The organism is Polynucleobacter sp. MWH-UH19D (assembly GCF_040409795.1).
Lineage (GTDB): Bacteria > Pseudomonadota > Gammaproteobacteria > Burkholderiales > Burkholderiaceae > Polynucleobacter.
On sequence record NZ_CP099571.1, the window covers coordinates 987,712 to 1,006,636 of the forward strand.

At 44.3% G+C, this 18,925-nt stretch carries 17 protein-coding genes and 2 tRNA genes; 3 read left to right on the plus strand and 16 right to left on the minus strand.

Going from position 1 to position 18,925, the window contains the following annotated elements; all coding sequences use genetic code 11:
- Nucleotides 1-38 precede the first annotated feature (38 nt).
- Nucleotides 39-224: a hypothetical protein gene (locus tag NHB34_RS05045; RefSeq protein ID WP_015420997.1), complete on the plus strand. Its 186-nt coding sequence runs from the start codon at nt 39-41 to the stop codon at nt 222-224.
- Between the two features lie 66 nt (nt 225-290).
- Here NHB34_RS05045 and NHB34_RS05050 read toward each other — a convergent pair whose 3' ends face one another.
- The 8 genes from NHB34_RS05050 to NHB34_RS05085 all read right to left on the minus strand — a co-directional run bounded on the left by NHB34_RS05050 (nt 291) and on the right by NHB34_RS05085 (nt 5,153).
- Nucleotides 291-1,187 (minus strand): alpha/beta hydrolase, encoded by an 897-nt coding sequence (locus NHB34_RS05050; protein ID WP_353426563.1) that lies wholly within the window; start codon nt 1,185-1,187, stop codon nt 291-293.
- Nucleotides 1,188-1,216: 29 nt separating this feature from the next.
- On the minus strand, nt 1,217-1,591 hold the full coding sequence (locus tag NHB34_RS05055) for a hypothetical protein (RefSeq protein ID WP_353426564.1): 375 nt from the start codon (nt 1,589-1,591) through the stop codon (nt 1,217-1,219).
- A 17-nt stretch (nt 1,592-1,608) separates the two neighbouring features.
- Nucleotides 1,609-2,343, minus strand: coding sequence for an amino acid ABC transporter ATP-binding protein (locus tag NHB34_RS05060; protein ID WP_353426565.1), 735 nt, complete (start codon nt 2,341-2,343; stop codon nt 1,609-1,611).
- Nucleotides 2,344-2,371: 28 nt separating this feature from the next.
- Nucleotides 2,372-3,040: an amino acid ABC transporter permease gene (locus NHB34_RS05065; protein WP_353426566.1), complete on the minus strand. Its 669-nt coding sequence runs from the start codon at nt 3,038-3,040 to the stop codon at nt 2,372-2,374.
- Nucleotides 3,041-3,071: 31 nt separating this feature from the next.
- Nucleotides 3,072-3,854, minus strand: a complete 783-nt coding sequence (locus NHB34_RS05070) for an amino acid ABC transporter permease (RefSeq protein WP_353426567.1) — start codon at nt 3,852-3,854, stop codon at nt 3,072-3,074.
- A gap of 49 nt (nt 3,855-3,903) precedes the next feature.
- Nucleotides 3,904-4,788: an amino acid ABC transporter substrate-binding protein gene (locus NHB34_RS05075; RefSeq protein WP_353428547.1), complete on the minus strand. Its 885-nt coding sequence runs from the start codon at nt 4,786-4,788 to the stop codon at nt 3,904-3,906.
- A gap of 174 nt (nt 4,789-4,962) precedes the next feature.
- Nucleotides 4,963-5,039 (minus strand) — tRNA-Arg (locus NHB34_RS05080).
- A gap of 37 nt (nt 5,040-5,076) precedes the next feature.
- Nucleotides 5,077-5,153, minus strand: a tRNA-Pro gene (locus tag NHB34_RS05085).
- A gap of 507 nt (nt 5,154-5,660) precedes the next feature.
- Here NHB34_RS05085 and NHB34_RS05090 point away from each other — a divergent pair.
- Nucleotides 5,661-7,748, plus strand: coding sequence for a TonB-dependent receptor (locus NHB34_RS05090; protein ID WP_353426568.1), 2,088 nt, complete (start codon nt 5,661-5,663; stop codon nt 7,746-7,748).
- 20 nt (nt 7,749-7,768) lie between these two features.
- On the opposite strand, the gene glmM is transcribed toward NHB34_RS05090, so the two are convergent.
- The 4 genes from glmM to NHB34_RS05110 all read right to left on the minus strand — a co-directional run bounded on the left by glmM (nt 7,769) and on the right by NHB34_RS05110 (nt 12,711).
- Nucleotides 7,769-9,112, minus strand: coding sequence for a phosphoglucosamine mutase (glmM, locus tag NHB34_RS05095; RefSeq protein WP_353426569.1), 1,344 nt, complete (start codon nt 9,110-9,112; stop codon nt 7,769-7,771).
- 39 nt (nt 9,113-9,151) lie between these two features.
- Nucleotides 9,152-10,000 carry a dihydropteroate synthase gene (gene folP, locus NHB34_RS05100; protein WP_353428548.1) on the minus strand — a complete coding sequence of 283 codons (849 nt, stop codon included), beginning with the start codon at nt 9,998-10,000 and terminating at the stop codon, nt 9,152-9,154.
- A gap of 32 nt (nt 10,001-10,032) precedes the next feature.
- On the minus strand, nt 10,033-11,910 hold the full coding sequence (gene ftsH / locus NHB34_RS05105; RefSeq protein WP_353426570.1) for an ATP-dependent zinc metalloprotease FtsH: 1,878 nt from the start codon (nt 11,908-11,910) through the stop codon (nt 10,033-10,035).
- A 126-nt stretch (nt 11,911-12,036) separates the two neighbouring features.
- On the minus strand, nt 12,037-12,711 hold the full coding sequence (locus tag NHB34_RS05110) for an RlmE family RNA methyltransferase (RefSeq protein ID WP_353426571.1): 675 nt from the start codon (nt 12,709-12,711) through the stop codon (nt 12,037-12,039).
- A 128-nt stretch (nt 12,712-12,839) separates the two neighbouring features.
- On the opposite strand from NHB34_RS05110, the gene NHB34_RS05115 reads away from it, so the two are divergent.
- The gene (locus tag NHB34_RS05115) at nt 12,840-13,424 is read left to right on the plus strand and encodes a YhbY family RNA-binding protein (RefSeq protein ID WP_353426572.1); all 585 of its coding nucleotides are present in this window, start codon (nt 12,840-12,842) and stop codon (nt 13,422-13,424) included.
- A gap of 25 nt (nt 13,425-13,449) precedes the next feature.
- Here NHB34_RS05115 and NHB34_RS05120 read toward each other — a convergent pair whose 3' ends face one another.
- Genes NHB34_RS05120 through carA form a run of 4 tightly spaced genes read right to left on the minus strand, consistent with a single transcriptional unit; the run spans nt 13,450 to nt 18,904 of the window.
- Nucleotides 13,450-13,923: a DUF4149 domain-containing protein gene (locus NHB34_RS05120; protein ID WP_353426573.1), complete on the minus strand. Its 474-nt coding sequence runs from the start codon at nt 13,921-13,923 to the stop codon at nt 13,450-13,452.
- Entirely contained in the window at nt 13,923-14,399 is a 477-nt protein-coding gene (gene greA / locus NHB34_RS05125; protein ID WP_297717338.1) for a transcription elongation factor GreA, read from the minus strand. The genes NHB34_RS05120 and greA overlap by 1 nt, the downstream gene beginning before the upstream one ends.
- 54 nt (nt 14,400-14,453) lie before the next feature.
- A complete protein-coding gene (gene carB / locus NHB34_RS05130; RefSeq protein ID WP_353426574.1) occupies nt 14,454-17,717 on the minus strand; it encodes a carbamoyl-phosphate synthase large subunit in 3,264 nt (1,087 codons plus the stop codon).
- Complete coding sequence (carA, locus tag NHB34_RS05135; protein ID WP_353428549.1) at nt 17,717-18,904, minus strand: glutamine-hydrolyzing carbamoyl-phosphate synthase small subunit; 1,188 nt, start codon at nt 18,902-18,904, stop codon at nt 17,717-17,719. The genes carB and carA overlap by 1 nt, the downstream gene beginning before the upstream one ends.
- Nucleotides 18,905-18,925 lie beyond the last annotated feature (21 nt).

Here is an 18,925-nt window from a genome sequence, read left to right on the forward strand (position 1 = left end):
TTAATTTAGTGCGTTAAACAGGCATGGAGGTGACAAATATGTCTACAAGACTTAAACGTTGGGCCAGAGCAATTCAACAAATCGACTTGTCCAAAAGGACGCCTGAAGTTGCAATTGGCTATTTAGATAGCAAATACCGCGATATCGCATGGCGTTACATCCGCATTTTGGGTTTTGAACGCACCATCAGCTTCATGGCCAGCAATAACTTTCATCCAGAATAGTCCGCAAATACTGCAAATAACCCTAAATAACTGATTTATTTAGGGTTTTTCACTCCACCCCTATTTCTACTGAAAGAATGCCTCTGCTTCTTTTATGACTAGCTCCGGTAGCTCTTCTGGGATGTAATGCCCACAAGCTACCGCCCTCCCGGTAACTTCCCCATCTGAGACTTCTTGCCAATCGGCAATTGGGGTGAAACACTGATTAACTAGCCCGTGCTCGCCCCAAAGCACTCTAAGTGGCATCCGCAGCTTTTTGCCATCATTCCGGTCGGCACGATCATGCTCAAGATCAATCGTTGCGGCAGCCCGATAGTCTTCGCACATAGCATGCATGCCTTGTGGACTGCTTACCCCCGAAAGGTATTCAGCCCAGCGTTCGGGCGAGAAAATACCAGTTCCTGCATGCCTTCCCATATGATTCTTTAGCCAATACTCTGGATTTGCACCGATCAGGGTTTCTGGAACAGGTTCAGGTTGAATTAAAAAGAACCAATGCCAATATCCTTTTGCAAAAGCCATTGAGGTTCTGTCATACATTGCTAGTGTCGGTGAAATATCCAGCACCATGAGCTTAAGTACACTTTGCGGAAAATCCATCGCCAGGCGATGTGATACCCTTCCGCCTCGGTCATGCCCCAAAACAAAAAATTGTTTATGCCCCAAGGCATTCATTAAGGCATGTTGGTCTTTTGCCATGGATCTTTTTGAATAACTAGAGTGATCAGGTTTGCCATGCGGCTTGGATGAAGCGCCATAACCACGGAGATCCGATGCAACGACAGTAAAGTTTTTAGCAAGTTCTGGTGCAACTTGATGCCATATGGCCTTGGTTTGGGGAAAGCCGTGCAATAAAAGTAAAGCAGGCCCATTGCCACCGACCATACAAGCGATTTCAATGGGGCCATCTTCTGATGGAACGCTGAGACGCATTTGTTCAAAACCCGGGAACGTAAAAGCCATTACTGATGCAATCCTTATTTAACTATTAATTATTCGGGGGACGGGCACGGCAATATGCCACCAGTTTTTTTATGGAGAACGGGTTTGCAACCACTTGTTGAGGACTGAGTAACTTTCTTTGAAGCAGAGTCAGCCTTGACATTGGTGGGTGATATAGCCGGATTTGACTGAACAACCAAATCATTTTTAACGACTGGGTTTGCTTTAGAAGAGTCAAGGCCAACTGATTTATAAAAAGCTTTATCGGATCCTGGACACGGCATCACCGATCCAGTTTTGGGATTCACTACATCTTTGCACTGAGGATTAGCCTCTAATCGAGCTTCCAATTGAGCTGTAGAGCAAGCGGTAATACAAGCACAAATCATTGTGATTGCGCCGCACTTCACATACAAAGGATTCATTGGTTGAAGACTGTGTACTACCCTGCCAATATCTTTGATAAGAAATCCTTGGCACGATCAGAGCGTGCATCTGGGTTTCCAAAAAATTCTTCCTTGGGGCAATCCTCAATGATGCGACCTTGATCCATGAAGATCACACGATTACTAACTTTCCGCGCAAAACCCATTTCATGAGTGACGCAGCACATGGTCATCCCCTCATTTGCTAGCTTTACCATGACATCCAAAACCTCACCCACCATCTCTGGATCAAGCGCTGAAGTGGGTTCATCAAATAGCATCACAATCGGATCCATACTTAATGCGCGAGCTATAGCAACACGTTGCTGCTGCCCACCTGAAAGTTGACCAGGAAATTTATCCTTTTGCGCGATCAAACCAACGCGCTCTAGGTATTTCAAACCATGGGTCTTAGCTGCATCAGCCGAACGACCCAAAACCTTCATTTGCGCTAAGGTTAAATTTTCTGTAATGCTCAAATGGGGGAAAAGCTCGAAATGCTGAAAAACCATTCCAACCCTAGCTCTCAATTTAGGCAGATTAGTTTTTGGCTCATGCAGAGGAATGCCATCAACAATAATTTGACCCTTCTGAAACGGCTCCAAAGCATTAATAGTTTTAATTAAAGTTGATTTACCCGAACCCGAAGGGCCACAAATAACAACAACCTCGCCTTTGTTGATTGAGGTACTGCAATCCGTTAAGACCTGGAAATCGCCATACCATTTAGAAACGTTTTGGAGTTCAATCATGATGAGTTATTGAGTGAGCATGAATAAATTAGCGAATGATCGCCACTTTAGATTGCACTTTGCGAACAATCTTTGAAAGTGAGAAGCAAATAATGAAATAAGTAAAAGCGGCTAAGATGTAAGTCTCGATTGGGCGACCATAATTCTTGCCGGCAATCTCGAAACCCTTCAGTAAATCATAGGCACCAATGGCGTAAACCAAAGAGGTATCTTGAAACAGAATGATGGTCTGTGTCATAAACACGGGGATCATGTTTCTAAATGCTTGAGGCAAGATGATAAAGCGCATGTTTTGACCATAAGTCATACCAAGCGCTTGTGCTGCGTAGCCCTGACCTTTGGGCACGGACTGTATTCCCGCTCGGACAATTTCAGAGAAGAAAGCTCCTTCAAACGCAATAAAGGTAATTGTTGCCGATAGGTCAGCTCCGATGGGGCGACCAATGAGCATTGGAATTAATAGGAAGAACCACAGGATTACCATCACCAAAGGAATAGACCGCATAGTATTCACATAGATGGTGGCTGGATAAGCTAAAACAGACTTTCCGGATAGACGCATTAAGGCAAGAAATGTTCCAAATAGAATTCCGCCTACAGTAGCAATGACTGTTAATTGAATGCTAAAGAGCAAACCCTTCAAAATATAGTTTGTGAAGAGCTCCCAGTTATAAAAACTTAAATCTAAGCTCAGCATGCTGGGACCGCGTGAAAGTGATATGTAAACATTAATGCGCCGCCGCTTCTGAGTTAGCGACAATAAAACCCGGAATACGGGAGCGTCTTTCAATATATGCCATAACACGATTGACAGCGAAAGCTGATAAGGCGTAGAGCATGGTCACAGCTAGATAAATCTCCACCCCATGGGAGGTTTCCTCTTGCGCTTGCATTGCAAACAAAGTTAACTCAGGTACTGATACCGCGAATGCCACAGATGAGTTTTTAATGAGATTCATGCTTTCAGATGTCAATGGTGGAATCACAATCCGCAAAGCCATCGGCAAGATAACATATTGATAAGACTGAACTGTCGTCAGGCCTAATGCCGTGGCAGCTGCTTTTTGACCAGATGGCAAGGACTGTATTCCTGCCCGAACCTGCTCTGCAATACGGGCAGATGTAAAAAATCCCAAAGCAATACTAACCAACAAATAAGATGGAAAAGATTTCATTACAGGAATAAATGCTGGTACAACGTGGTACCAAAGAAATACCTGCACCAAGATTGGAATATTTCTAAATAACTCTACCCATGCTGTTGAGAATCGAACCAAAATTCGATTTAACGAATTTTCAGTTGGTAAGGTACGCAAGGTACCCATAACTGCACCGAGAATCAAAGCAAGAAAAAGGCCGAGAGCTGCAACCGCTAAGGTCCAGCCCCAAGCCTTTAATAGCCAATCCAAATAACTTGGATCAGGATTTTTGCCAAGGGCAAATAAAGCAGAAAAACAGTGTTCAACCGGTTCTTGGTCGAGCGTGCCCTTGCAAAATATTCCTAAGTCCATAATCTCAATCGCACCAATGTGAAATGATTTCTAAAATTGATGAATGAAATTACTTCTTGTTGTAATCCTCAGCTGGTTTGTCATTCAAATTTGCCCAAGCATTCTTAGTCGCTGGTGATAACTCGAGACCCACAACAATATTTTTTGGAGGAATTGGAGACAAGAACCACTTATTCCAAAGTTTTGGCATATTGCCATTAGCAACAATCTTGGCAATCGCTGCATTAACAGCCGCCTTAAATTCGGGATCATCCTTGCGAACCATAATTGCTATCGGCTCTGTACTCAACACCTCACCAACAATCTTGTAATCTTTTGGATTTTTAGAGTTGGCAATATTGCCGGCCAAAATAGAGCCATCCATTACGAATGCATCTGCACGCCCTGACTCAAGCAAGAGGAAGCTATCGGCATGATCCTTGCCAAATACTTCATCGAAATTAACGCCATTGGCTCTTTCATGTTTACGCAATAATTGAACAGAAGTGGTTCCAGTAGTAGTAGCCACTTTTTTACCTGCTAAATCAGAAATTGATTTGATTCCAGAGTTTGCTTTAACCGCTATACGCACTTCTTCAACATAGAGCGTATTTGCAAATCCCACATCTTTTGCACGAGCTGTATTGTTAGTTGTGGTACCGCACTCAATATCAACTGTACCGTTTTGAACAAGTGGCACACGATTTTGTGATGTAACAGGCTGATAGTTAATGCGAAGAGTGCTCAAGCCTAATTTATCTTTAATATCGCCCAAAATCATACGGCACACTTCAACGTGATAACCATCAAAACGACTATCGCCAGTCGTGTAGGACATTGGGATAGAAGACTCACGAACGCCCATAGTTATTGCACCAGTGGATTTCATTTTGTCTAAAGTTTGACTTGCTGCTTGAGCATTCATGCTTAAAAGCAATAAGCCCGCCGCAATCATTCCTGCCTTGATCATTGAAATACGCTTCATAGAATTTCTCCTTTAGTTGCCGCACTTTATTTAAATTGATATAGATGCATCTGCATTTATAGCAAATTTAGAGGCGAAGAAAGCATTTTTGCACGGAAACAGCGGGTTTCTACTGCATCGGCAATAAAAAGAAATGTGGTGGATTGGCCTGCCCAGCAGGAGTCGAACCTGCGACCTACGGCTTAGAAGGCCGTTGCTCTATCCAGCTGAGCTATGGGCAGATATTGGCTGGGTCTATATCAGAACTAATAGAGAAAATGGTCGGAGTACAAGGATTCGAACCTTGGACCCCCTGCTCCCAAAGCAGGTGCGCTACCAGGCTGCGCTACACTCCGACGGAATCGTTATTCTACACCGATAGGGCAATTTCAAGCAAATCCTGTAATATTCATCACATGATTGCCCATTTTTCCAGCAAATTGAATATGAGAATACGCGCTGCATTTGTAGTGCTATTGTTGTCATTTTCCTTGCTTGGAACACACTGGGTTGGACTTAGCCATAGCATCTCGCATGCGGGTGCGACAAAGCAAGTATCTTGTAATACTAACAATGAGGTATGCACCCAAACAGCTAGTCACGCTTCTGAGTTATGCCATCTATTTGACGCCTTAACGTTGGCTAGTTGCATCGCTCCAAGCACTTACTTATCATCCTTCACTTCGCATACTCAAGCCATCACCCCTCACATAGTGATTGCAGAGGTTGATATACCCTTTCCAATAGGGTATCAGTCACAAGCACCCCCACCCTTCATCCTCTAAATATAGGGCTCGAACCAGAATTAATTCTGGTATTGATCATTGATTAATCGTCAATTCATTGACGAATTTGGATGAAGTATGAATCTTAAGTATTTCCGTAATTTTCTGTTTGCATTCTCCTTTATCGCATTCTGTTTATTTGGCACAAATATTTGGGCTCAAAAGGATCTTGATAGCGGATTGCAGATTAATGTAAGTGGCTCACGTGATGATGGCCAGGGATTTCTTTCGCCTAGCAAAGCTCTTGCTGGAGATGAGTTACAAAACAAACTGGGTAACACTCTAGGCTCTACCCTGTCTAATGAATTAGGCGTTTCTGCGACTGGCTATGGATCTGGAGCATCAAGACCCGTTATCCGCGGACTTGAGGGCGCCCGTGTCCAGATTTTGCAAAACGGGCTATCAGTAGGCGATGTTTCAAGCATATCGCCCGATCATGCTGTAGCAAACCCAATGCAAAATATCCACCAAATTGAAATTCTGCGTGGAGCCTCCGCATTAATGTATGGTTCGGGCTCTAGCGGTGGCTTGGTGAATGTACTAAATGATCGAATTGTGACCACACTGCCAGATGCACTTTCTGGAGCCATTAACGCCAGTTACGAAACTGTTAACCAAGGCAAAACAGGAAATATTGAACTAGATGCCCCAGCAGGCCCAATAGCATTGCATTTAGATTCGACAATCAGCAACTCCAATAATTACCAAATTCCTGGGTATGCAGAACAGGGTGGGCCAAATGCAAATTGGGCAATCAATCCAGGCAACCCAGTTAATGTTCCTTATAGCGGGAAGCTGCCTTTTTCATTTAGCAACCAAAATAGCCTCGGATTTGGCGCGTCATACATTCGAAATGATGGTTATACCGGAGCCTCATTGGAGAGGATGAATCACAACTACGGGATACCTACTGCAGAAGGTGGCTTCATACAGCAATCTCAGAACCGGTATGACTTCGCCCATCAAACAAATAACCCGTTTGACGGATTTTCATTTTTGAAGTTCAGTGCTGCCAATACCAATTACCAACATACTGAATTTAACAATAACGGTATTGCCTCGACACAATGGTCCAACACTGCTACAGAGGCTAGATTAGAACTAGCCCACAACAAGTGGCTTGGATCACAGGGCGTATTAGGCGTGCAAATAACTGGCGCAACCCTGAATGCAACGGATTTAGCGACCAATAATTACGCAATCGTTCCGCAAACAAAGTCCAATGCAAATGCCCTATTTTTAGTTGAAGAAGGTCGATATGGCGATCTAAAAACAAGCCTGGGTGCTCGATATAGCTATGCTGGACAGAACCCTAACACTGCAACGCAATTTCCTAGCTCCAGTTCACAAGGAATACCAAATTCCTATGGCCCACCAAGCATTCAAAATCGCCAGTTCAATCTATTCTCATACTCAGCAGGCGGTATTTATGACTTTGTCAGAGGCTACGGCTTGGGTCTAGCGTATACCGTCTCTCAACGAGCGCCGACTCCGCAAGAACTATATTCATACGGACCCCACGATTCAACAGCTACCTTTGATATTGGCAACTCAAGCCTAGGTACAGAAACTTCCCACAACATTGAACTCAGTTTTCAGAAAACTTTGGGCAATATTCGTAGCAAAGTAAGCCTATATCGCAATCAATTTACTAACTACATTTATGGGTTCTATACAGGCGCCTATAGCACGGTCTATGAAAATTTCTCGGTTGTTCAGGCTTCACAAGCCAACGCATATATACGCGGAGCCGAAGGTGAAATTTCTTATAACTGGAATCAATCAGGCATGGGAAGCCGCATTTTTGGAGATGTTTCACAAGGCAGCTTTAATGCTGGTGGAAATTTACCTCTTCAACCTGCACCACGATTAGGTACCGAGCTGGCATACCAAAAAAATGGTTGGCTTACTAGTGCAAGCTATATTTATAGCTATCAACAGAATCGTTTAGCTAACTGGGAAATTGGACCCACTCCAAGCTATAACTTACTAAATGCAAACCTTTCATACACAGAACGGATTGGGAAAGTCAATTGGACAAGTTATATTGCCCTGAAGAATTTATTAAACGAAGATATTCGATATGCAACATCACCGATGGCAGTTAGACTTTATGCCCCACAACCAGGTAGAAGCCTAATGATAGGCGTAAGAGCCGCCTTCTAAAGAGCTAGGCATCTTATAGATCAGTTTATAGGCACTAGCTCAGCAATACTTTTTGCGCTTCTCATAGCCACATCCGCATTGTCTGTTTCGACCATCACGCGCAAAACTGGCTCAGTGCCAGAGGCGCGAATAAGAACCCTGCCAATGTTTCGAAGCTCGTTTTCAACCTTCTGAATTTGCTTGCTTAAGACTTCATCTGATTTCCAGTTGTAACCAAGTTTATATTTCACATTCAAAAGCACTTGGGGGAAAATCTTTACCACATCTAGCAATTGAGAAAGGCTTTTTTTGCTCTGACTCATGGCTGCTAAAACTTGTAAAGCGGCTATAGTGCCATCACCAGTTGAATGCTGATCTAAACAGAGCAAATGACCTGAGCCTTCCCCGCCAACTATCCAAGACTTTTGCTTAAGCAATTCAAGTACGTATCTATCACCAACATTAGCCCTTTCAAAACCAATGCCTAGAGCTTTAATGGCATTCTCAACCGCTAGATTGGTCATCAGTGTGCCAACAACCCCACCTAATTTTTGTCCTCGATTCAAGCGATCTTTGGCTAGTACGTAAAGAAGTTCATCACCATTGAATAAACGACCAGATCCATCAACCATTTGCAAGCGATCTGCATCACCATCAAGGGCAATACCTAAATCAGCGCCAACCTCTTTGACCTTTTCAATCAGGGCACCAGGGGCTGTAGCACCACAGCCATCATTAATATTTCGACCATCAGGATTGACGCCAATCGCTATAACTTCAGCCCCAAGCTCATGAAATACATGAGGGGCGGTGTGATATGCAGCGCCATTTGCACAATCTACAACCAGTTTAAGTCCCTTCAAATTAAGATCACCGGGAAATGTCGATTTGCAAAATTCGATATATCGCCCTGCGGCATCATCCAATCTAAATGCTTTACCCAACTCTTTTGAGCTAACACAGCCCATTGGCTTATCTAATTCAGACTCGATTGCTAGTTCAAGATCATCGGATAATTTATCGCCATTCTCTGAAAAAAACTTGATCCCGTTGTCTTGATAAGGATTGTGTGATGCTGATATCACAATTCCTGCAGATAAGCGTAATGCTTTAGTGAGATAGGCAACACCAGGAGTTGGAATCGGACCGCATAACATGACATCTACACCAGCAGCAGCAAAACCAGCCTCAAGCGCAGCCTCCAATAGGTAACCGGAAACTCTTGTATCTTTGCCGATGAGTACTTTGCAACGCTCACCAGGCTTTGCATCTTTAGTCAACACCTTGCCCGCAGCGTAGCCAAGCCGCGTCATAAATTCAGGAACAATAGGAAATTTACCTACCTCGCCACGAATTCCATCAGTTCCAAAGTATTGTTTTTTCATATTGACTCATTATAAAACCTTGAGAAAATATCAATGAAGCTATGCATTCACCGCTTCCCAAAGCTTTAGAGCATCTACAGTATCGGGCACATCATGCACTCGAATGATCTTGGCGCCACGATCTGCAGCCATTATTGCTGCGGCGATACTTGGTGAAAGGCGTTGATCCACCTCTTTGCCGGTGATCTTACCTAGCATTGATTTACGGGAGATGCCAGCAAGCACTGGATAACCCAATTCTGAGAAACGATCAAACTTGGCAAGCATCTCTAGATTGTGCTCAAGGCTCTTGCCGAAACCAAAACCAGGATCTAATGCAATCCTATTTTGTTCAACGCCATTACTTAACAAAAGATTTGCACGCTCACCAAGAAACCCCATAACCTCAGAAACGACATTTTGATATTCAGGGTTAAATTGCATTGTGAGTGGATCACGCTGCATGTGCATCAGCACTATTCCACAATTTGCACTCTTCAGGACTGCATCTAGTGCACCCTGCTGTCGCAAGGCCCAAATATCATTAACGCAATCAACACCTGCCTCAAGCGCTTGAAGCATTGTTTCTGCTTTGTATGTATCGATTGATAGTGGCACCCCGCAATTTTTGAGACCTTCAATTACTGGCATCACTCGATCCAACTCTTCTTGTAGTGAAACCGGTATTGCTCCAGGTCTGGTTGACTCACCACCAATATCAATTAAATCTACACCAGATGCAATCATTACTTCCGCTAAAGAGATGACATCAGCCGTAGACCGAAATCTACCACCATCAGAAAATGAGTCTGGAGTAGCATTTAGTATGCCCATCACAATCGGACGCTTACGAATTGTGAGATCAAAAAGAAAACGCCCACAACGCCAAGTTGTAGGCGGCACTTGCATAACTACCTTAAGAAACTCAGACAAGAAGAAATTTAAGCTGTTGCTGGAGCGCTACCTGCCGCTGGTCCTGTAGTGCCAGCAGAATTTCCAAATTGAGTAGCTGGTGGTGGCTTAGGCGCTCTTGGTGGGCGACCTTCCATGATGTCGGTTATTTGGTCGGCATCAATCGTTTCCCACTCAAGTAAAGCAGCAACCATTGCCTCAACCTTATCGCGATTTTGCTCCAAGATTGATTTGGCCAAAGCATATTGACTATCAATCAATGTACGAATTTCGGCGTCAACTTTTTGCTGAGTGAGCTCAGAAACCGTCTTAGTGCTATTGCGACCAAAGATACTTTCTGATTCAGTATCAACATAAACCATAGTGCCCAAACTATCACTCATGCCATAACGAGTGACCATATCTCGCGCCATTTTTGTTGCGCGCTCGAAATCATTAGAAGCGCCTGTGCTCATCGAGTTGAGAAAAACTTCTTCAGCGGCACGTCCACCAAATAGGATCGCCAATTCTTCTAACATGCGATCTTTATAAAGATTGACGCGATCATGCTCAGGCAACTGCCAAGTTACCCCAAGAGCCATACCGCGGGGCATGATTGTCACCTTATGAACAGGATCTGCCTTAGGTAAAACTTTTGCTACAACAGCATGGCCTGACTCATGATAAGCAGTATTACGGCGCTCCTCTTCACGCATCACAGCAGATTTGCGTTCAGGACCCATGTAAATCTTATCCTTTGCGTCCTCGAAGTCTTTCATATCTACAGAACGCTTATTACGACGGGCAGCAAACAAAGCAGCTTCATTTACAAGATTGGCTAAATCGGCCCCAGAAAAACCAGGTGTACCGCGAGCCAATACCGCTGCATTGACATCAGGATCAATGGGGACCTTACGCATGTGCACCTGAAGAATTTGTTCGCGACCACGGATATCGGGTAGACCTACATGAACCTGCCTATCAAATCGACCTGGACGCAACAAAGCCCTATCCAAAACATCTGAACGATTAGTTGCAGCGACAACGATGACGCCGCTATTGCTTTCAAAGCCATCCATCTCAACCAACATTTGGTTCAAGGTTTGCTCGCGCTCATCATTACCACCGCCCATGCCTGCGCCACGATGACGACCTACTGCGTCAATCTCATCAATAAAGATGATGCAAGGGGAATTCTTCTTGGCATTTTCAAACATATCCCGCACACGAGATGCACCAACACCAACGAACATTTCAACGAAATCTGAACCAGAGATCGAGAAAAAAGGAACTTTTGCCTCACCCGCAATAGCGCGAGCCAAAAGAGTTTTACCAGTTCCAGGGGGGCCAACAAGTAAGACCCCATGAGGAATACGTCCACCAAGCTTCTGAAATTTCTGAGGATCTTTTAAGAAATCAACCAATTCAAATACTTCTTCCTTAGCCTCATCGCAGCCTGCAACATCAGCAAAGGTCACTGTATTGCTATTCTCATCAATCAAGCGTGCTTTTGACTTCCCAAAAGAAAAAGCTCCGCCTTTACCACCGCCTTGCATTTGGCGCATCATAAAAAACCAAAAACCAATAATCAATAAAGTTGGCCCAAGATAGTACAAGGCTGAAACCAATACATTAGGCTCATCTTCTGCTTTGCCAGTAACCTGAACGCCATACTTCATCAAATCACCAACCATCCATATATCACCCGGAGAAATAATGGAGTACTTATTTCCGTCAGAAGGGGTTACTTGCAATGTACGCCCCTGAACATCGACGCGTTTTACCTTGCCAGCCTTAGCGTCATCCATAAATTGGGAATACGTGACTTGGTTTTGGTCCTTAGGCTTATCAAACTGCTTAAAAACAGTAAAAAGCACCAAGCCCACAATGAGCCACACACCGATTTTTTGAAACATATTGCTGTTCAAAATGAGTCCTTTTCTGGATTGATCCAGGAGTTAAAGCGAATCGCTACCTAAGTATTTGATTCTACTACCAGCCATTTTCAAGGGCTTTAGCAGGATTTATTTTATAAACCCATGTAATTTAGGGGGTTATTTGGGAGGCTTTAGGTTGCGCCCAAGAAGGAAAATTTCAGAAGATCGAGCTCTTGAGGCTTTTGGCTTTCTTGAGGAAACTGACTTAAAGACCTTTTTGAAAGATTCCACAATTTGACTGTAGCCACTACCGTTAAAACATTTAATCAACAATGCCCCATCCGGCTTTAGGTGGGCTACAGCAAAATCTAAAGCTATCTCAGCTAAAAATGCCATTCTTGCCGCATCTGCAACCCCAACCCCAGATAAATTAGGGGCCATATCCGATAAAACGAGATCAACTTTACCGCCCGCCGATTTTGGCAACAAAGCCTCTAATGCAGCTAGTCCCTCATCTTCACGGAAATCCGCCTGAATGAAAGTGACATCTGCAATCTCTTCCATGGGCAATATATCAATTGCAATAATCTGGCCGTCAGGTTTGCCAGACTCAATAGCGGGATTACTCCTGCCAAGTTCAGTTAGGCGGTTACGCACATATTGCGACCAGCTGCCGGGTGCGCTGCCTAGATCAACGATAGACATGCCAGCCTTGATGAGGTGATCTTCCTCGTCAATCTCACTTAATTTGTATACCGCTCGAGCACGATAACCCTCCTTTTGGGCCATCTTCACATAAGGGTCAGTTAAGTGGTCTTGCAACCAACTTTTATTAAATTTATTTTTTGCCACAGCATCATCACTTTCAGTATTCCTATTTTCCTAGTTTCTAAGCCCTAAAGCAAAAGGAATTCCATTTAATACGTTCAATATTGGCTTTAACTAGCCTTAGTTGAGCTCAATGCTCTATCATCAAGTCCATGACTGCACTCACTATTACCCCAACACAACGCAAATCCCTCAAAGCAGAGGCGCATGGACTAAATCCAGTAGTGATGATTGGTGGAGATGGGTTATCACCAGCCGTCATTAAAGAAGCCAAATCTGCCATTAATCACCATGGCTTGATTAAGATCCGCGTCTTGGGTGACGATCGTGAAGCGCGTATAGCAATTTATGAAGAACTCTGTGACAAGCTTGATGCCGCACCGGTTCAACATATTGGTAAATTACTTGTTCTTTGGAGGCCTAAAGATGTTGCTGAGGAGGCTTACGCAAACCTCAATAGATCACGCAAGCAAACCAAAAAGGTGTTTCAAGATGTACGTGGGCGTAATCAAAAGACATCTTCTAGCAGATCAGGCTCTGGCAAAAAATCCCCCTTTGAGCGTGCGGCCGCCGTTAAAAAATCATCACCCAAAAAACGAGTATTGCGATCAGAGGCTGCGGAGTCAAAAATTGGCTGGTCATCTCCAGGCTATCGTAAGGCAAGCCCCGCTCCAGCACCCATTAAAAAGCGTAAGGTACGCATGAGTAGTAGCAAGAAAAAATCCTTAGGTTCTTAAGAACAAACCACACAAATAAGCGCCGCTAGTCGGCGTATTTTGTTGACTGCCATACCAATCCTATTCCAAGGATGGATTGAATCATAAAGATGATGTTCGATAGGCTATGCAGTAGACCAAACAGATTTGCATTAATTGTTTCACGCACCGAGATGCCTAGCAGTAAGGCTTGATCGCGCAATCCATTCATCCATGGAATGATGACGAATGCAGCCAGCACACCGCACACCAGTATCAGTAGCAATAACCAGCGGACTAAGCGATATGCTTGACTGCCTGATTTAACAAGGTGATTTGCCATCACCATTAAAAATCCGCAAACGCCGACACTTATGTATGCGGTGAGCTTGAACAAATTGCCAGCAATCAGACCGGCAACCTGTCGATCTCCCATTGCCATAAATATTACTGGAACAACTAAGAAGCCAATTGAGATAAAGGCGCCTACCCAGAGCCCAGAAATTACAGTGAATAATCGCTGGGTTTGGGTGCGGTTCATTAGATATATTTGACGGCTAAGATTTCTACCTCACGATTGCCGCCTGGAGCCTGAACTGCAACCACATCACCCTCTTCCTTGCTAATTAATGCCCGAGCAATTGGTGAGCTAATTGAGATTTTGTTTGCAGCGATATCTGCCTCGTCATCGCCAACAATTTGATAGGTAAATTTAGTGCCATCCTCGAGATCCTCGAGATCTACAGTAGCACCAAATACCACTCTTCCAGATACATCTAGGGCAGCGGGGTCAATAATTTGAGCGGCTGATAACTTGCCTTCAAGCTCTTGAATGCGCCCCTCAATAAAGCCTTGCTTCTCTTTGGCAGCATCGTATTCGGCATTTTCAGAAAGATCTCCCTGAGCCCGTGCCTCGGCAATGGCATTAATCACAGCAGGACGCTCTACATGCTTCAAACGGTGCAACTCCTCTTTGAGGAGTTCAGCACCACGCTTGGTAATTGGAATTGTGCTCATGCTACTAACCTAACCTAAAAAGGCGCAAAATGCGCCTCGATAAGTAATTTTAGATTAAATAAGCGTCTTATGTAAATTCTGAAGTGAATAAACCTCTAAGGAGTCCTTATTGCCATTCTGCGAAGCTAGTAAACCATCCATTACTGCTCTAGCAGCGCTAATAGTTGTGTAATAAGTCACGCCATTTGCTTGCGCACTGGTACGAATGGAGCGCGAGTCAGCAATCGCTGTGCGAGTCTCATCAACGGTAGTAAATACCAGTGAAATCTCACCATTCTTAATGAAATCCACAATATGTGGACGTCCATCCTTCACCTTATTTACCAACTTGACGGGTAATCCAGCCGCTTCGATAGCAGCAGCGGTACCTTTTGTAGCTACCATTGGAAAGCCCAATTGATGCAATAGCTTAGCAACCTCTACAGCCTTGGGTTTATCACTATCTTTTACCGTTAAAAGAACCGTACCACTCTTTGGAAGTTTAATAAATGCACCTAACTGGGACTTAAATAATGCTTCACCAAAAGTTTTACCAACACCCATAACTTCGCCGGTTGAACGCATCTCTGGCCCGAGAATTGGATCAATTCCAGGAAATTTATTAAATGGGAATACCGCTTCTTTAACTGAAAAGTATGACGGCTTCACCTCAGATTGGATGCCCTGCTTATCTAAAGTCTGCCCAACCATACAACGTGCTGCAATTTTAGCCAATTGCAAACCTGTTGCTTTCGATACAAACGGAACAGTGCGTGATGCACGCGGATTCACCTCAAGAACATAAATGACGTCTTTACCATCAACATTCTGAATCGCAAACTGTACATTCATCAATCCAACAACATTTAAACCTTTAGCCATTGCCGCTGTTTGGCGCTTAATTTCAGTAACAGTGGTATCGGATAAGGAATATGGAGGTAATGAACAAGCCGAATCACCAGAGTGCACACCCGCTTGTTCGATATGCTCCATTACACCGCCGATGAATACTTTGCCCCCATCGCTAATGCAATCAACATCGCACTCAATCGCATCATTAAGGAAGCGATCTAGCAAGACAGGCGAATCATGAGAGACCTTTACTGCTTCGCGCATATAGCGCTCGAGATCACGGCCATCGTGCACGATCTCCATAGCGCGACCACCAAGTACGTAAGATGGACGCACAACCAATGGATAACCAATTTCTTCAGCAAGCTTTAAGGCTTCTTCTTCAGTTCGAGCAGTGCGATTAGGCGGTTGTCGCAATCCTAAATCATGTAAAAGTTTTTGGAAGCGCTCACGATCTTCGGCTGCATCGATCATGTCTGGCGATGTACCAATAATTGGAACACCATTGCGCTCTAAGTCTAAAGCAAGTTTCAATGGTGTTTGTCCGCCATACTGAACAATTACACCCATTGGTTTTTCTTTGGCGACGATTTCAAGCACATCTTCTAGTGTTAAAGGCTCGAAATATAAGCGATCAGAAGTGTCATAGTCTGTAGAAACAGTCTCCGGGTTACAGTTGACCATAATGGTTTCATAACCATCATCACGCATTGCTAATGCCGCATGAACACAGCAATAGTCAAATTCAATACCTTGACCTATTCGATTAGGGCCGCCACCCAAAACCATAATCTTTTGCTTGTCTGTTGGGCGTGATTCGCATTCACCATGTTCAGCTTCATAGGTTGAGTACATATAGGCTGTATTGGTCGAGAATTCAGCAGCGCAAGTATCTACTCGTTTATAAACAGGCAAAACCTTTAGACGATGACGAGCTGCACGCACAGAGGATGCATCAACACCAAGCAATTTTGCCAGTCGCCTATCAGAGAAACCTTTTTGCTTCACAAATCGCAATTCTGCTGCAGAGAGGCTATCTACTTTACGTTGCTTCAGTTCAGATTCAATAGTGATGAGCTCTTCAATCTGCTCTAAAAACCAAGGATCAATTTTGGTTTCACTATAGACTTCATCCAACCCCATTCCCATCCGGAATGCATCTGCCAAATACCAAATACGATCTGGGCCAGGTTCATTAATTTCATTAATGATGTCATCAAGATCGGTAGACACTTCATCCAGACCATCAACGCCCACTTCAAGTCCACGCAAAGCCTTTTGGAAAGACTCTTGGAATGTGCGACCAATAGCCATCACCTCACCAACGGATTTCATCTGGGTAGTTAACCGTGAATCTGCTTGCGGAAATTTTTCAAACGCAAAGCGAGGAATCTTGGTTACAACATAGTCAATCGATGGTTCAAATGATGCTGGTGTTGCACCGCCAGTGATGTCGTTCTTTAATTCATCCAATGTATAGCCAACAGCAAGCTTGGCAGCGATTTTCGCTATTGGGAAACCCGTTGCTTTGGAAGCTAACGCAGACGATCTCGAAACACGAGGATTCATTTCAATCACAATCATGCGGCCGTCAACTGGATTGATGGAGAACTGAACGTTAGATCCGCCTGTATCAACACCGATCTCACGCAGAACAGCGATTGATGCATTACGCATCAATTGATACTCCTTATCTGTGAGCGTTTGTGCGGGCGCAACCGTAATCGAGTCGCCCGTATGCACACCCATCGGATCTAAATTCTCAATAGAACAGACAATGATGCAATTGTCGTTACGATCGCGCACCACCTCCATTTCAAACTCTTTCCAACCCAATAGGGACTCTTCAATTAAGAGCTCGCGAGTTGGAGATAAATCCAGTCCACGCTTACAAATTTCTTCAAATTCTTCACGGTTATATGCAATACCACCGCCTGAACCACCCATCGTGAATGAGGGGCGAATCACGACTGGGAATCCAGAGCTGCCAGTTTCTCTCTGAATCCGTTGCTGTACTTCATGCGCTTCTTCCATAGAATGCGCAATACCTGACTTAGCGGATCCGAGACCAATCTTGGTCATGGCGTCTTTGAACTTTTGACGATCTTCCGCTTTATCAATTGCTTCAGGGGAAGCGCCAATCAATTCGCAACCATACTTTTTCAACACACCATTGCGATGTAAATCTAGCGCACAATTCAAAGCGGTTTGGCCGCCCATGGTTGGCAATATTGCATCTGGCTTTTCTGCAGCAATGATGCGCTCAACCACTTCCCATGTAATTGGCTCAATGTAGGTGACATCGGCCATCTCGGGATCAGTCATGATGGTTGCAGGATTGCTATTTACCAAGATAACTTTATAACCCTCATCACGCAAAGCTTTGCAAGCTTGTGCACCCGAATAGTCAAATTCACAGGCTTGACCGATCACAATCGGACCAGCACCAATAATCAGAATGCTCTTAATGTCGCTACGCTTAGGCATTATTTGCCCTCCTTCTTGCTGGCAGCATTCATGAGCTCCACAAATCGATCAAATAAATAAGCAATATCGTGAGGACCTGGTGAGGCCTCAGGGTGACCCTGAAAACACAAGGCTGGCTTATCTTTCCATGCAAGACCTTGAAGCGAACCATCAAATAAAGAAACGTGAGTTACCCGCACATTGCTTGGCAAGGTATTTGAGTCCACTGCGAAACCATGATTCTGAGAAGTAATCGCAACACGTCCAGTATCCAAATCCTTTACAGGATGGTTGGCACCATGGTGGCCAAATTTCATTTTCAAAGTTTTGGCTCCAGCAGCTAGCCCCATAATTTGATGACCCAAGCAGATGCCAAAGGTAGGGACACCCTTTTCAATAATGTCTTTAGCGGCAGCGATGGCGTAATCACATGGACCAGGATCTCCAGGTCCATTTGAGAAAAATACACCATCTGGGTTCATCGCCAATACTTCAGTTGCAGAAGTTTGAGCTGGAACTACAGTCAGCTCACATCCACGTTCTGTGAGCATGCGCAAAATATTGCGTTTAACACCAAAGTCGTATGCAACTACCTTTTTAATTGGCTTGGAAGTATCTAATGATTTATATGCTGGCTTTCCATTTGCTCCACAGAGCTCCCACTCTGCTTCACGCCATTCATAGGGCTTCTTAGTTGTAACTACCTTAGCCAAATCAAGACCAGCCATCCCAGGAAATGCTTTCGCCAACTCTAGGGCTTTTGCGGTTAAAGATTCATAACTGTCACCCAGCTTGCCTGCTACAACTGCTCCCGATTGCGCGCCTTTATCACGCAGAATGCGAGTGAGTTTGCGAGTATCGATTCCAGCGATACCTACAACACCCGCATTTGCTAGATAACTATCTAAGCTGGCTTCAGAGCGAAAGTTGGATACCCGTTTTGGTAAGTCTTTGATTACCAAAGCAGCAGCATGAATTTGATCGGATTCCGCATCTTGAGTATTTACACCCACATTGCCAATGTGCGGATAGGTCAAGGTAACGATCTGACGCGAATAACTGGGATCAGTAATGATTTCTTGATAGCCAGTTAATGCGGTATTAAAAACAACTTCACCAGCTGTCTCGCCATGAGCACCAATACTAAAACCGGGAAAGATAGTGCCGTCAGCTAAAGCCAGCACGGCAGGAGGAAAAGAAGGAAGCAAGGGTGACAAACTATCTCCAGT

Bases quoted from the DNA above. Each gene is read 5' to 3' on its own strand.
- NHB34_RS05120 (WP_353426573.1), bottom strand. From the start codon at position 13,923: ATGAACCGCACCCAAACCCAGCGATTATTCACTGTAATTTCTGGGCTC.
- NHB34_RS05070 (WP_353426567.1), bottom strand. From the start codon at position 3,854: ATGGACTTAGGAATATTTTGCAAGGGCACGCTCGACCAAGAACCGGTT.
- NHB34_RS05090 (WP_353426568.1), top strand. From the start codon at position 5,661: ATGAATCTTAAGTATTTCCGTAATTTTCTGTTTGCATTCTCCTTTATC.
- NHB34_RS05050 (WP_353426563.1), bottom strand. From the start codon at position 1,187: ATGGCTTTTACGTTCCCGGGTTTTGAACAAATGCGTCTCAGCGTTCCA.
- NHB34_RS05045 (WP_015420997.1), top strand. From the start codon at position 39: ATGTCTACAAGACTTAAACGTTGGGCCAGAGCAATTCAACAAATCGAC.
- NHB34_RS05115 (WP_353426572.1), top strand. From the start codon at position 12,840: ATGACTGCACTCACTATTACCCCAACACAACGCAAATCCCTCAAAGCA.
- carB (WP_353426574.1), bottom strand. From the start codon at position 17,717: ATGCCTAAGCGTAGCGACATTAAGAGCATTCTGATTATTGGTGCTGGT.
- NHB34_RS05060 (WP_353426565.1), bottom strand. From the start codon at position 2,343: ATGATTGAACTCCAAAACGTTTCTAAATGGTATGGCGATTTCCAGGTC.
- folP (WP_353428548.1), bottom strand. From the start codon at position 10,000: ATGCAAGTGCCGCCTACAACTTGGCGTTGTGGGCGTTTTCTTTTTGAT.
- glmM (WP_353426569.1), bottom strand. From the start codon at position 9,112: ATGAAAAAACAATACTTTGGAACTGATGGAATTCGTGGCGAGGTAGGT.
- NHB34_RS05075 (WP_353428547.1), bottom strand. From the start codon at position 4,788: ATGATTGCGGCGGGCTTATTGCTTTTAAGCATGAATGCTCAAGCAGCA.
- NHB34_RS05055 (WP_353426564.1), bottom strand. From the start codon at position 1,591: ATGAATCCTTTGTATGTGAAGTGCGGCGCAATCACAATGATTTGTGCT.
- NHB34_RS05065 (WP_353426566.1), bottom strand. From the start codon at position 3,040: ATGCTGAGCTTAGATTTAAGTTTTTATAACTGGGAGCTCTTCACAAAC.
- greA (WP_297717338.1), bottom strand. From the start codon at position 14,399: ATGAGCACAATTCCAATTACCAAGCGTGGTGCTGAACTCCTCAAAGAG.